General features: G+C 52.4%; 8 protein-coding genes and 1 pseudogene. 6 read left to right on the plus strand and 3 right to left on the minus strand.

Annotated features, from left to right (window positions below; all coding sequences use genetic code 11):
• A pseudogene (locus ABNH10_RS00050) lies at positions 1 to 122 on the plus strand (IS3 family transposase); the annotation flags it as partial.
• Between the two features lie 437 nt (positions 123 to 559).
• On the opposite strand, the gene ABNH10_RS00055 reads toward ABNH10_RS00050, so the two are convergent.
• The 3 genes from ABNH10_RS00055 to ABNH10_RS00065 form a co-directional block, all read right to left on the minus strand.
• Positions 560 to 2,263 carry a hypothetical protein gene (locus tag ABNH10_RS00055; protein ID WP_349384183.1) on the minus strand — a complete coding sequence of 568 codons (1,704 nt, stop codon included), beginning with the start codon at positions 2,261 to 2,263 and terminating at the stop codon, positions 560 to 562.
• 167 nt (positions 2,264 to 2,430) lie between these two features.
• Complete coding sequence (locus ABNH10_RS00060; protein ID WP_011587995.1) at positions 2,431 to 3,723, minus strand: ribonucleotide-diphosphate reductase subunit beta; 1,293 nt, start codon at positions 3,721 to 3,723, stop codon at positions 2,431 to 2,433.
• 144 nt (positions 3,724 to 3,867) lie between these two features.
• Positions 3,868 to 6,756, minus strand: a complete 2,889-nt coding sequence (locus tag ABNH10_RS00065) for a ribonucleoside-diphosphate reductase subunit alpha (RefSeq protein WP_349384184.1) — start codon at positions 6,754 to 6,756, stop codon at positions 3,868 to 3,870.
• Positions 6,757 to 7,429: 673 nt separating this feature from the next.
• On the opposite strand from ABNH10_RS00065, the gene ABNH10_RS00070 reads away from it, so the two are divergent.
• From ABNH10_RS00070 to ABNH10_RS00090, 5 genes are all read left to right on the plus strand, one after another.
• On the plus strand, positions 7,430 to 8,152 hold the full coding sequence (locus tag ABNH10_RS00070) for a response regulator (protein WP_011587997.1): 723 nt from the start codon (positions 7,430 to 7,432) through the stop codon (positions 8,150 to 8,152).
• A 45-nt stretch (positions 8,153 to 8,197) separates the two neighbouring features.
• A complete protein-coding gene (locus tag ABNH10_RS00075) occupies positions 8,198 to 9,823 on the plus strand; it encodes an ATP-binding protein (protein ID WP_011587998.1) in 1,626 nt (541 codons plus the stop codon).
• Between the two features lie 188 nt (positions 9,824 to 10,011).
• The gene (gene glpK / locus ABNH10_RS00080) at positions 10,012 to 11,505 is read left to right on the plus strand and encodes a glycerol kinase GlpK (RefSeq protein WP_349384185.1); all 1,494 of its coding nucleotides are present in this window, start codon (positions 10,012 to 10,014) and stop codon (positions 11,503 to 11,505) included.
• A gap of 197 nt (positions 11,506 to 11,702) precedes the next feature.
• Positions 11,703 to 12,806, plus strand: a complete 1,104-nt coding sequence (locus tag ABNH10_RS00085) for a GGDEF domain-containing protein (RefSeq protein ID WP_011588000.1) — start codon at positions 11,703 to 11,705, stop codon at positions 12,804 to 12,806.
• Positions 12,803 to 13,906 carry a GGDEF domain-containing protein gene (locus tag ABNH10_RS00090; protein WP_011588001.1) on the plus strand — a complete coding sequence of 368 codons (1,104 nt, stop codon included), beginning with the start codon at positions 12,803 to 12,805 and terminating at the stop codon, positions 13,904 to 13,906. The genes ABNH10_RS00085 and ABNH10_RS00090 overlap by 4 nt, the downstream gene beginning before the upstream one ends.
• Positions 13,907 to 14,024 lie beyond the last annotated feature (118 nt).

Here is a 14,024-nt window from a genome sequence, read left to right on the forward strand (position 1 = left end):
AGGCAAGGGCTGACGTATTTAATTATATCGAGCGGTTCCACAACCCAAGAAGGCGGCGCAAGGTTGCAGCTCAAGATCGCAAGTTTACCGCCTTTTTAAAACCGTCCGTGGAAACGGGGTAGAACCCGTATCACTCCACCTCTAGTAAAAACAATAACTTAGCGATTTCTTGCCATAGGTAAATCGCAGTTCTTGCCATAATAAAAAGCACAGATCGCGCAACTACTTGAATTAGATAGCATAATTCAGAACTTCCAAAACGCTGAATAGCTGCGAATAGCACGCTTTGCTTGCGTATGAATATATAGTTTTCAGTATATTTATGGACTATAGCGCGCTTATCTGTGCCTATGGAAGAGTCGAAAGGAGAATTCAGAAATGGGGCCCAGTGAGTAAATTGGGCAATGCTCTGGCCTTGGGTAAAGTATAACCTTGATCTAGCACCAAGCGGGCTTGAACTCAGGAGTAAAGGAACGTCATTTCCTGGTCATCTGACACCTCGCTTAAGGTGATAATTTTACTACCTAAGTTGGTGTCCGGATTCATTAGATCACTACACTTATTGGCTTTCAGGGGGATCTGTATTGAGGCTGATTCCAAACCGTTTTGCTCGAAGTGCATTTAGTTTGCTCTCTTTTGCTATTCTGGTTAGAGCTTGGCGGGCATTTTGGGCTATCACTTTCTCGTTATCACCAATGTTAGCGATTCGCTCAAAGCGAAGGCAGGCTCGGATATAGCTTGGTAATTTCTCGCCTTTTGTTTTTTTAAAAATTTTGTAGTACTGCTCGGCCGTTGCCCGTGATAAAAGTATTATGTCTTCTCTTTTCCAGGCGTTGTTATTTACGAAAGTATCAAGGACTTGATCTGGATCTCTGTCATCGTTGATTTTCTCGTGTTCCTCTTTGAATCTTTGAAGCAGGGTCTTGTCATTTACCCTTTCTGAAAAAGGGGTCGTGTCTAGATCGAAGGTTTCTCTTTTGTCTTGAAATTCGGCTATGTATAGCTCGATGATTTCGTTGGCTTCTTTGTTGTAGCCAAGGTCTCTAAGTAAATCAACGGTTCCGTTAAGGTTTAATACGCTTATATGCTGGGGGTTCGTCTTAAAGCTGTTAAGTAAGGAGTCGATCAAATCTGATTCATTGTCTTCGAATGTGAAGTGATATTTATTCCAGGCTTTTGATATTGAGGCTTCTGATTTTCGGGCTATAAATTTTTCGTTAATTTTTTCTGCTTCTTTTTTTAGGGTAGGCTTGTTGAAAACTCCCTTTTCAACAGCTTTGGCTATTTCAAGATCGAATGCATCTATATCTTTTAACGAGTAGCCTGACAGAAAGTCATTCCATGCGACTTCTTCTGCTGTCGCTTTGTCGTTCCCGATGCCCCAGAGTTTTCCGCCTATATTCTTTATGTAGTCGAATGGAGGAACGTCGGGGTTCCCTCCTTGGTAATATGAATATGAAAATAATATTAAGCTGTGAAGCCCCTGATTTATTACCCCCGGTTCATAGTCGGAAAGTATTGAGGGAAGCTTTTCTGCTAGCCTGAGGATCTTTCTGATAATTCGTATGTTGTTTATGTTCAGTTTTGTTGTGAGTTCTGATATTTGTTCGCTGTTTGGTATGGATTCAGGTATGGCGATTTGGGCAGACTCTTTCGCTGAAGGGGAAAAAACGAGATCAATGTCGATAACCTTTTCTCGATATTTGTTAAGCTCGTTTTCTTCGTTATCACATAGCGATTTGTTGTTTAATATCAAAACTATTTTGCAGTCTTTTTGTTCTTTGAGTAAAGAGACTAAGCCTAGTATGTCCTTTATTTTTAATGAATCACCTTTTCTTTCAATGTCATCAATGCAAATAAGTGTTTTTCTTAAAGATAGAAAGGATATGGCCTCAAAAACAGGGGAAAGGTCTTTGGCATAAGGGAGGCCTTGAATTGTGCGAACGGCCTTCCTTCCCAGTGATTTACTGATTTTTTCCGTGCTTTTCCTGAAGGATTCTAGGCTTGGTTTATGGTTTATGTCCTTAACATCAACTACCTGTTCGAAAATTGAAAACTTAAAATTTTCAAGTGAATTGATGCCAAACAAGGATACGTATGAGTAGTTGTCAAGTGAGACAGACTGTGATTCTGCGGCAGCAGTAAGAAAGGTATTCCAAGTAAAGGTTTTACCTACTCCCCAGTCTCCACGAATTGCCAGCACCTCGGGCGTGTCATCCGCCAAAAATTCTTGAATTTGTTCTTTTACTAATGCGATTGACATTTGCGGCTCCTCTTTTCACTGGCTGGATGTTGAGGCGAAGGGTGGTGCGAGGCTGCTAAAGATCCTCTAATGGCAAGAAATCTGTAAGTTATTGATATAAAAAGAGGGCACGTTACCGTCTAATGGCAAACGTGCCCTCTCTAATGGCAACTCACACACTCACACTGTTATTCCCAGGAGAGTGCGCCGCCCACCTGATATTCTGTGACCCGGGTTTCGAAGAAGTTTTTCTCTTTACGCAGGTCCATGATTTCGCTCATCCACGGGAACGGGTTGTTCACGCCTTTGAACTGTTCTGGCAGGCCCAGTTGGGCCAGGCGGCGGTTGGCGATGAACTGCAGGTATTCTTCCATCATCGCGGCATTCATGCCGAGTACACCGCGTGGCATTGTGTCGCGGGCGTATTGAATTTCCAGCTCGGTGCCTTCCAGAATCATCTGGGTGGCTTTGTCGCGCATCTGGGCATCCCACAGGTGCGGGTTTTCCAGTTTGATCTGGTTGATCACGTCGATGCCGAAGTTCACGTGCATGGATTCGTCACGAAGAATGTATTGAAACTGTTCGGCCACGCCGGTCATTTTGTTGCGGCGACCCATGGACAGAATTTGGGTGAAGCCGCAGTAGAAGAAGATGCCTTCCAGTACGCAGTAGAACGCGATCAGGTTTTCCAGCAGTGCTTTGTCGGTTTCCGGGGTGCCGGTAGTGAACTCCGGGTCGGATAGGTCTCGGGTATACTGGATGCCCCACTGGGCCTTCTTGGCTACGGACGGAATCTCCTGGTACATGTTGAAGATTTCGCCTTCATCCATGCCCAGTGATTCGATGCAGTACTGGTAAGCGTGGGTGTGGATGGCTTCTTCAAAAGACTGACGCAGGATGTACTGGCGACATTCTGGATTGGTGATTAGGCGGTAGATGGCCAGCACCAAGTTGTTGGCCACCAGGGAGTCGGCAGTGGCAAAGAAACCCAGGTTACGCTTGACGATGCGACGCTCGTCGTCGGTGAGGCCATCGGCCTTTTTCCACAACGCCAGGTCGGCGTTCATGTTCACTTCCTGAGGCATCCAGTGGTTGGCGCAGCCATCCAGGTATTTCTGCCAGGCCCAGTCATATTTGAAGGGAACTAATTGGTTCAGATCGGCGCGGCAGTTGATCATGCGCTTGTCGTCAACTTCTACGCGGCCAGCGGCCCCTTCCAGTTCGGCAACGCCGTCTTCTATGTCCATCTTGGCCACGGAGGCCTGGGCGCGGGCTACCGCGTCTGAGGCGGCTCGGGCGGCGGCGGTGTTGTCTCGTCGCTGCTGCTCGATTCCATCATCCGCAGTACTTCCCGTTCCCGGTGCTTTAGCTTCAGGTGACGCTTGGTCAGATACCGCCTTAGGTTCCGGCGGCGTTGCGGGTGTGGGCTGCGGTTTGGCGACAGGCGTCTCTTGCGCATTGAATTCGTCCCAGCTCAGCATGTGTTCTCTCCATATTCCATTACAAGTTTGGTGGTGTTGATTCACCGCTTGCGTATTCTTTATGCCAGCGTGCACGCTTCACGTTTCATGTGGGTACGCAGGAAAATGCGTGCTGCATGGCGCGTGATAGCGTGCGAGCGTCTCTTATTGGCAGGCTTCGCAGTCAGGTTCGTCGATGGAGCAAGCTTTGGGTACGTCGGCGGCCTGATTGAATTCAGCCGGCGTTTCTGGCCCGGAGGAAACCTGGTTCAATTTGCCATCACTGATGGTGGACTTTTCGGTCTGGGTGGCACCGATGGCGCGCAGGTAATAGGTGGTTTTCAAACCCAGCAACCAGGCCATTTTGTAGGTCACGTCCAGCTTCTTGCCGTTCGCTTCGGCAATGTACAGGTTCAGGGATTGAGCCTGATCGATCCATTTCTGGCGACGGCTTGCTGCTTCTACCAACCAGCGCGGTTCCACTTCGAAGGCGGTACGGAACTGTTCTTTCAGGTCCGCCGGAATACGTTCGATGGGTTGTGCGGAGCCATCGTAGTATTTCAGGTCGTTGACCATGACGTTGTCCCACAGGCCGCGTTCTTTAAGCGCCTTAACCAGGTAAGGGTTGACCACGGTGAATTCGCCGGACAGGTTCGATTTCACGTATAGGTTTTGGTACGTGGGCTCAATGGACTGAGAAACCCCGGTGATGTTGGCGATGGTTGCTGTCGGTGCAATGGCCATCACGTTGGAGTTGCGCATGCCTTTCTTGGCCATGGCGCGCACGCTGTCCCAGTCCAGGGTCTGGCTGCGGTCCACCTTGCAGTAATCTTCGCCACGTTGCTTGACCAGAATATCGATGGAGTCGATGGGCAATATGCCCTGGCTCCATAGGGAGCCGTCGAAGGTCTGGTAGGCACCGCGTTCTTCCGCCAGTTTGGCGGAGGCTTGGATGGCGTAGTAGCTCACCGCTTCCATGGAGGTATCGGCGAAGGTCACCGCATCGCTGGAAGCATAGCTGATGCCCTGCTTATACAGTGCGTCCTGGAAGCCCATGATGCCCAGGCCCACCGGGCGGTGCTTCATGTTGGAACGCTTCGCTTGGGGCACGCTGTAGTAGTTGATGTCGATCACGTTATCGAGCATGCGCACGGCGGTGTTAATGGTGCTTTGCAGTTTTTCGATATTCAGACCGTTTTCGTCCACGTGCTGGGCCAGGTTTACGGAGCCCAGGTTACATACGGCGATTTCTTCCTGGTTGGTGTTCAGGGTGATTTCGGTGCACAGGTTGGAGGAGTGCACTACGCCCACGTGCTGCTGCGGGCTGCGCAGGTTGCACGGATCTTTAAAGGTGAACCAAGGGTGGCCTGTTTCAAACAGCATGGAGAGCATCTTGCGCCACAGGTTGATGGCGGGCAGTCGCTTGAACAGTTTCAGTTCGCCGCTGCGGGTTTTGGCTTCGTATTCTGTATACGCTTTTTCGAATGCCTCACCGTACAGGTCGTGCAGGTCTGGCGTGTCGTTGGGGCTGAACAGAGTCCAGTCTTCCTCGTTAATCACGCGTTTCATGAACAGGTCGGGAATCCAGTTGGCGCTGTTCATATCGTGGGTACGACGACGGTCATCACCGGTGTTTTTACGCAGCTCCAGAAACTCTTCGATGTCCATGTGCCAGGTTTCCAGGTAGGCACAGACGGCGCCTTTGCGCTTGCCGCCTTGGTTAACGGCCACGGCGGTATCGTTGACCACTTTAAGGAAAGGAACCACGCCCTGTGAGCGGCCGTTGGTGCCTTTAATGTAAGCGCCCAGTGCGCGCACGGGGGTCCAGTCGTTACCCAGCCCGCCGGCAAACTTGGAGAGCATGGCGTTATCTTGAATGGCGCCGTAGATGCCGTGTAGATCATCCGGCACGGTGGTCAAGTAGCAGCTGGATAGCTGCGGGCGCAGAGTGCCGGCGTTGAACAGGGTCGGCGTGGAGCTCATGTAATCGAAGCTGGATAGCAGGTTATAGAACTCGATGGCGCGCGCTTCACGGTTATCTTCTTCCGCTGCCAGGCCCATGGCCACACGCATAAAGAAGCACTGGGGTAGTTCGATGCGGGTGTCGTTATGGTGAATGAAGTAGCGGTCATACAGGGTTTGCAGGCCCAGGTAGGAAAACTGCAGATCGCGATTGCCATCCAGGGCGGCGCCCAGCCTGTCCAGGTCGTACTCGGCGAGTTGTGGAGACAGCAGCTCCAGCTCGATGCCTTTGCTGATGTAGGCTTTCAATGCATCACTATAGAGGGCATTCATTTCATCGTGGCTGGCACGTTCGGCCACGCGCAGAAACTGCAGTGCTTCGGCGCGGATTTTGTCCATCAGCAGGCGAGCGGTCACCTGGGAATAGTTCGGCTCCACTTCGATCATGGTGCGGGCGGTGATCACCATGGAGGTGTTCACGTCGTGGATGGAGACGCCGTCGTACAGGTTCTTCACGGTTTCAGTGATGATCTTGTCGGCGTTCACGTCTTCCAGGCCGGAACAGGCTGCGCGGATCAGGTGCTCAAGGCGTGCCATGTCCAGCGGTGCTTTGCTTCCGTCTTCCATGGTGACAGACATATCCACTTGGTGAGTCGGTGCGGGCAGGTCTGTGCTTTTCTGTTCGGCAGCGCGTTTGGAGGCTCGCTGTTCGCGATACAGCACGTAATCACGGGCGACTTTCTGTTCGCCGTTGCGCATTAGGGCTAGTTCAACTTGATCTTGAATTTCTTCGATGTGGATGGTGCCGCCGGAAGGCATGCGACGTTTGAAGGTGGCGGAGACCTGCTCGGTAAGGCGAGCTACGGTTTCATGGATGCGGGACGATGCAGCGGCGGTGCCGCCTTCGACAGCAAGGAAAGCTTTGCTAATGGCAACGGTGATCTTGTCGTCATCGTAGCCCACGACCTTGCCATTGCGCTTGATGACGCGTAGCTGGCCGGGCGCTGTGCTGGCAATGCTCTGGTCCTGATCGTTGCTGTCGCTGGCAGGGGAGCCAGCGTTCTGTGGGTTCTGGCTCATATCCGTCTGCATGGTGCCCTCTCCATTGTTTGTGCTTTAGCTGTCTGTGTTTGTGTGCTGTGAACCTGGCGGCTTCACTACGCAAAACGCCATGGCCGTACGGCCATGGCGCGTTAAATCGTGTTTTAGGTAATGCATGGTGGGGTCGTGAGCGCACGAACCACAAGATGTTGTGTCTTATTCATGACGTAATTTTCCCCCTTGCTTGTCAGGAAAGTGCTAAATCGCTGATGAGATTGCACTTTCCGGTGCGATAGACTGCTTTGTCTTGGGGAGGCGTTAGCTTTATAAAAACCCAACATGTTGGGGTGCGCGCCTGACTCTGGTACAAGGTATAGTTGTGCTTGATTATTTGCAAGCACTTCACCTGGGGAAATCTTGTGGATAACTTGTGGGGCAATGTGAGTGCATTGAGAAGGCTTTTTTTTGGGGCATGCCACACTAGATATAGTGTTTGTTAATGGGGTGCTCTTGCAGATTGTTGTATGTAAGGCGTCTATATTGGGAGAAGTATGGGAAAACCACAGGGGCGTTGTTGTCTGTATGATGAGCCGCCTGAGAGGTTGCCGTGTACAACGCGTATGCGTATAAACATACGATAGAGATACGTTTGTTACAGTTTGCCGGGTTGGCGTTGGAACAAAACGACAATAACGATACAAATTTCAAGAAGGATAAGGACGGGATGACAACTGTGCAGGATAACCCGCCAGCCATCATGATCGTAGAAGACGATGAGCGTCTTGCCGATTTAACCTGTGAATACCTGCAAAGCAATGGCCTTGGTGTGACGGTAGTCAGCGACGGTGAAGAAGCTATTCGCCGTATTCGTGCGGATCAGCCGGATCTGGTGGTGCTAGATTTGATGCTGCCCGGTGCCGACGGCCTGACGGTATGCCGTGAAGTGCGCAGTGCCTATAAGAATCCCATTCTCATGCTTACCGCTCGCACCGATGATATGGATCAGGTGCTGGGCTTGGAAATGGGCGCCGATGATTACGTGGCCAAGCCGGTTAAACCCCGGGTGTTGTTGGCGCGGATCCGTGCCTTGTTACGTCGAGTGGAAACGGATAGTGAGCGTGATAATTCACCGGCACGCTTGGAATTCGGTGCCTTAGTGATCGATAACTCTGCCCGCGAAGTGACTTTGGCCGGCGATTCGGTGGATCTTACCAGTGCGGAATACGATTTGCTCTGGCTGCTAGCGTCCAACGCGGGCACGGTGCTATCACGGGAAACAATTTTCGAGAAACTGCGGGGCATTCAATATGACGGGCAAGACCGCTCTATTGATGTGCGTATTTCCAGGATTCGCCCTAAAGTGGGGGACGATCCAGAAAACCCCAAGCGCATCAAAACGGTACGCTCCAAGGGGTATCTGTTCGTCAAGGAAATCGGCGCAATATAACGGCTGAGTTGGTCGTTGCGGCGCAGGGATGACGCTGGGTGATGTTTGAATAGTATTTTCCTGAGGCTCTACGGGGGCTTGTTGCTGGCGCTGTGTTTGATCGGCGCCATCACCTATGGTGCGGTGGAGCTGGTGAACAGTTACCGATCCGACCTGTACCGTGAAAAGATGGCCCGGGGCACCTTCTTTCTGATGGCGGAAGGCTACCAGCATTATGAGGTTGGCGACCGCGATCGCTGGAGTCAGGTGCTTAGCAAGCTGTTCAGTGCCGAGATCGCGCTGCTCTCCAGTGATGATCTGGCGCTGGGGTATCGGGAACGTTTGCACCTTGAAGACGGCCTTGTGGTGATGCGTCTGAATGACGATGCGGGCTACGCCGATGTCTTGTTTCAGCTTCCTGGCGAAGATGTCTATATCAACACGCGGATGACCAAGGTGTCTGAACAACAGGCGCGGGCTACGGCTGTGTTGATCCTTCATTATTTGTCCCATTTCCAAGAATCAGAGTGGGATCAGGCGTTGACTACTTTGCAGCGTCAGTTCGGTTACCCTCTGACGTTGCTGCAGCGCGATGATGTCTCTCTGGATGATGAGCAAGAACAGCGACTCGGGCGCCGTGAGGTGGTTATTGCTCTTGACGACAGTACTCGCAATGATTCCAGTATCCGGATTTATGCGCCGGTGGCACAAACCGATAAATTGTTGGTGCTTGGCCCGCTGAGCTTGTTTGACCGGTTTCCTATTGAGTTGCTGTTGATTGCTGGTATTACCAGCTTGTTGGCGGTGGCGCTGGCCACTTATCTACAGGTGAGCCCCCTGCAGCGGCGACTCAAGAGGCTTGATAAGGCGGTGAGTCAGTTGGGCAGTGGGGACCTGGGAGCCTATGCCAATATCGAAGGCAGTGATGCCATTGGGCAGGTGGCAGCAACCTTTAATGGTATGACGGCACATATTCGTCGTTTGATTGAGTCACAGCGAGAGATGACTCGCGCAGTGAGCCATGAATTACGCACCCCGGTGGCGCGGTTGCGTTTTGGGCTGGAGATGCTTGCCGATATTGAGTCGGCGGAGCGTCGCCGTGAAAAGCTCAATGCTATGGATCAAGATATCGAACAGCTGGATCAGCTGATTGACGAAATCCTTACCTATGCTCGCTTGGAGCAAGGCACTCCTAATATTGAATTCAAACCGGTGGTGATTGGCGAATTGTGCGAACAGCTGCGCGATGAGTTGGAAACCATTCGTGATGAAACGGTCATCACCGTGAACAACGCTTGCCCGACCCTCAAAGTGGAAGCGGAGGAACGCTATCTGCATCGGGTGCTTCAGAACTTGGTGACCAATGCCTTGCGCTACGCTAAATCCCATATTGTTATGCGGGTTGAGGAGAGTGATGATCTGGTGTTCATTCATGTGGATGACGACGGCCCGGGGATTCCAGAGCACGAACGCGAGCGGGTGTTTAAACCCTTTGCCCGTTTGGATAAGAGCCGCCACCGGGCCAGCGGTGGGTACGGTTTGGGTTTGTCCATTGTGAAACGTATTGTGGATTGGCACGGAGGCGGGATTTGCGTGGATGAAAGCCCGCAAGGTGGTGCCCGCTTTACCGTGACCTTGCCCAAGGATCAGCAGGGCCAGCATGTGCTAGGGCGGGTGAACGAACTTCATTGAATAGGGAAAGCTTAAATGTTCCTCTATTTAGGCCTTTGCACAAAGCCGCTGGTAGCCGATAAGGTCTATTGGGTTGGCCGTTATTGTGCAATGTGTCATCCGGTCTTCATTTAAAATACGCTTTCCATGCTATCTCGTGGCATTTGTTTGATTTCTACCCCCATATGCATAACAAGGTTAGACGAGCCATGTCTTATATCCTTTCCATCGACCAGGGCACTACCAGTTCAAGGGCGATTGTGTTCGACGCCAATGGGCACGCTTGCGGGCAGGCTCAGAAAGAGTTTCGCCAGTATTTTCCCGAGGATGGCTGGGTGGAACACGACGCCATGGAAATCTGGAATGATACCTTGGCCATGTGTCAGCAAGCCTTGCGCAATGCCCGGGTAGAAGCGCAGCAATTGGTGGCCATTGGTATTACCAATCAGCGTGAAACTACGGTGTTGTGGGATCGCGAGACCGGTGACCCGTTGGCCCGGGCAATTGTTTGGCAGGATCGTCGTACGGCGTCTACCTGTGAAGCGTTGCGTGATCAGGGTCATGAAAATCAGGTGCGTAGCAAAACAGGTTTGTTGCTGGATCCATACTTCTCCGCTACCAAGTTGGCCTGGTTGCTGGATAACGTCCCCAATGCGCGTCAGCGTGCAGAAGCCGGAGAGTTGGCTTTTGGCACTATCGATAGCTGGCTGTTGTGGCAACTGACCCGTGGCAAGGTGCACGCTACTGACGCCACCAATGCGTCGCGTACCTTATTGTTCAATATTCATGAGCAATGCTGGGATGAAGAGCTGCTGACATTATTCAATGTGCCTGCATCGGTATTGCCCGACGTGCGCGACAGTGCCGCTGATTTCGGTACCACCTGCCCGGAATTGTTGGGCGCGGCGGTGCCGGTGACCGGTATTGCCGGTGATCAGCAGGCGGCGTTGGTGGGGCAGGCTTGTTTTGCTCCGGGGATGGTGAAAAGCACCTATGGCACCGGCTGCTTTATGGTCATGAATACGGGTGAGGCGGTGGAATCCCATAACCGCTTACTGACCACCGTGGGCTATCGCCTCAATGGCAAAACCACCTATGCACTGGAGGGCTCTATTTTTGTGGCTGGAGCGGCGATTCAGTGGCTACGAGATGGCTTGAATTTGATCCGTGATGCCAGAGAAACCGAAGCCCTGGCCCGCCGCGTCGGTTCTGCCGGAGGCGTGTATCTGGTGCCGGCCTTTACTGGCTTGGGCGCACCGTGGTGGGACCCCCATGCTCGGGGAGCCTTAATGGGGTTGACCCGTGATACTGGGATTGCCGAGGTGGTCACCGCGGGGCTGGAGGCCGTGTGTTATCAATCGCGGGATTTGCTGGATGCTATGGCGGCGGATTGTGGCACCCGGCCGACCACCCTGCGGGTGGATGGTGGAATGGTGGTGAATAACTGGCTGAGCCAGACCTTGTCGGATGTGCTGGGCGTCTGTGTGGACCGACCGGTAGTCACCGAAACCACGGCCTTGGGGGCTGCCTATCTGGCTGGCCTGGGGGTCGGGTTGTATGCATCACTGGAATCCATAGCAGAGCAATGGCGTTGTGAACGGGGCTTTTCCCCCGCGCTGGCTGAGCCGGAGCGGCAGAAGCGCTATCAAGGGTGGCGGGATGCGGTGGCTCGAGTTTGTCAGACCTCACGGGGTGCTAATTGATGGCTAACTTGCATAAACGTTAAGGATTTCGCTGGCAGTAAAGAGCGCTTTATAACGATGGACGGTTCGGTTTTGGGGATGATCAAACTGTGACGTAGTCGACATTCAGTATTATTATTAGCACATCAATAATAATATTATGCTACCAGTTGGTGCGATTGCTAATGGGGAGGGTTGCACCAACTCAGGAATCCGGCATGGATCAAACGTTAACGCTTCACCCTGTGGCTTTGCAGTCCCAACAGCTGCGCCGCGTGCGGTTTGCGATCCTAGCGGGTGGCGGTGCCCATACTCTACTTTGTTGGATCGCTTTACAGCTGGATTTTTTCCGGGGTGGAGAGTTCCTTTTCTATTCTCTTTTTGCCGGCATTTGGGCGGGTCATCTTCTCTTTATTCTATTCATGCTGATGGGGCTGAATCGCCGTTTGGCGGAGCCTTCCATGATTATGCCGTTAATGGTGTGGTCGACCACCGGGTTGCTAATAACGGCGTTATTCGTGGATCAGGTACGCCTGTGTGTCATGCTGCTTTTCTTCGCCATTGTTCAGCTTGGGGTGTTTCAGGCGTCGTTGCGGCAGTTCATGGCGCTGGCCAGTTATTGCGTGTTGGGCTACGCAATTGTGCTGGGGGTTATTTGTGTGTACTGGCCGGAAGCGATTGATGCCCGGGGCGAGTGGATTCAGTGGGGGTTGTTTAGTGTCATGGTGGTGGCGGCCATGTTGTTGGCGTCTGAAATTTCCACTATTCGGTTCCAATTGGGCAGGCGTAATCAGCAGTTAGCAGAAATTGTCGAGCGCATTCACGAGATGGCAGTGAAAGATGAATTGACCGGTTTCTATCGTCGCCGCCATGCCATGGAGCTATTAAATAATGCGTGCGGACAGTCTGCCCGCGGGGCGTACCAGTTGGCGGTGGTATACCTGGATTTGGATCACTTCAAGAGAACCAATGACCAGTATGGCCACCGTATGGGCGATGCGGTCTTGCAGCGTTTTGCGGATGTGGCCCGTCGCCACCTGACCAAGCAGGATTTGGCCGCCCGGCTGGGGGGGGAGGAATTCATGTTGGTGCTACCAGTGACTGACCAGGAGGAGGCACGTAACTTAGTGGAAGGTATTCTGATGAGCATGCGCAGCCAGCGTTTTAAGGATGCACCGGGGCTGATGGTGACGGTGTCCGGGGGGCTGGCCATGCGGGCGGATGGTGAAACTCCTGCACAATTGATTAAACGAGCCGATCTCGCCTTGTATCGGGCCAAGGAAACCGGACGCGATAAACTGATTATCGGGGAGACCGAATGAAGCATGATTTGCATCAGGCGGAAAAGCTGAGACTGAGCGAGAAACGCTTGATGCAAAGGCATAGTCGTTCTGCCATGGTAATCATCGCTATGCACACCCTATTGTGCGTGGTTTATTTTCAGCTTGGCTACATGGATATCTCGCTGACGGAGGCGTTGGTGCTGGCTTTGCTGGTCTGGGGCTCACTGTTGGCTTATCAGTTGCTGATGGCAACAGGCGTCACCTTTAGGCTGCGTGAGCCGAGCTTATCGTTACCGTTAATCCTGTATTTTATCGGCGTGTTCATGGTGTCGGGCTATTACGTGGATGAGTTTCGGCTCAGCGTGGTAACGCTATTTTTTTCCGCGTTATTGTTAGTGTCGTTTCGGCTCAGCGGTAAAGTCATGGTGGCAGTGGCGTTTATGGCCAGTGCGGCCTATGCGTTGATGCTGTGGCTGGCTCTGCTGGATCGTTGGGTACACTTGAGTCTGTCAGTGGAGCTGTTGCAATGGTTGGTATTTGCCATGATTTCGGTGAGCTTTGCCGTCACCGGTGGCAGTATCAATCGCCTTCGCGACGCTCTGGTCGATAAAAATCGTGACCTCGCCAATGCAGTGAAAAAGGTACGGGAAATGGCCATTCGTGATGACCTCACTGGCCTGTTTAACCGCCGCCACTTACTGGAAATTCTGGAGCGCCAGAGGGCTTTGTTCAGCAGTAAGAGCGTGCCGTTTGCGGTGTGTTACGTGGATCTTGACCACTTTAAGAAAATTAATGATCGTCATGGCCATGACTGGGGCGATCGAGTGCTGCGTCAGTTTTCCGAGTTGGCGTTGTCGGGAATGCGTGATGGCGATCACTTTGGCCGATTGGGTGGCGAAGAGTTTCTGCTGGTGTTGCCGCAGAGTGACGCCCAAGGTGCTTTACTGGTGGCAGAACGCTTGCGCTTGCGTTGGCGCGAACAACGCTTCGATGCTCAAGGTGGGCCGGCGATAGTCAGCCTGTCTGTGGGCGTGGCGGCTTACCAGGAGGGAGAGCGCGTGGACGAGTTGCTTAACCGGGCGGATCAGGGCTTATATAGGGCAAAGGCCGGGGGGCGGGACCAGAGCCGAGTTGCATGAGTTGAAAGTCGAACAATGCGATCAGCGGGCTCCGCTAGACGATAAACTCCTGTGCCGCAGAGCAAGTCATTTACGATGGAAAGGGTCTCATTGTTGTAGCGCAGGCCAATATGCACTT

Origin of the sequence: Alcanivorax sp. (assembly GCF_040119285.1) — a bacterium.
Taxonomy (GTDB): Bacteria; Pseudomonadota; Gammaproteobacteria; order Pseudomonadales; family Alcanivoracaceae; genus Alcanivorax.

Bases quoted from the DNA above. Each gene is read 5' to 3' on its own strand.
- glpK (WP_349384185.1), top strand. From the start codon at position 10,012: ATGTCTTATATCCTTTCCATCGACCAGGGCACTACCAGTTCAAGGGCG.
- ABNH10_RS00070 (WP_011587997.1), top strand. From the start codon at position 7,430: ATGACAACTGTGCAGGATAACCCGCCAGCCATCATGATCGTAGAAGAC.
- ABNH10_RS00090 (WP_011588001.1), top strand. From the start codon at position 12,803: ATGAAGCATGATTTGCATCAGGCGGAAAAGCTGAGACTGAGCGAGAAA.
- ABNH10_RS00055 (WP_349384183.1), bottom strand. From the start codon at position 2,263: ATGTCAATCGCATTAGTAAAAGAACAAATTCAAGAATTTTTGGCGGAT.
- ABNH10_RS00085 (WP_011588000.1), top strand. From the start codon at position 11,703: ATGGATCAAACGTTAACGCTTCACCCTGTGGCTTTGCAGTCCCAACAG.
- ABNH10_RS00060 (WP_011587995.1), bottom strand. From the start codon at position 3,723: ATGCTGAGCTGGGACGAATTCAATGCGCAAGAGACGCCTGTCGCCAAA.
- ABNH10_RS00065 (WP_349384184.1), bottom strand. From the start codon at position 6,756: ATGCAGACGGATATGAGCCAGAACCCACAGAACGCTGGCTCCCCTGCC.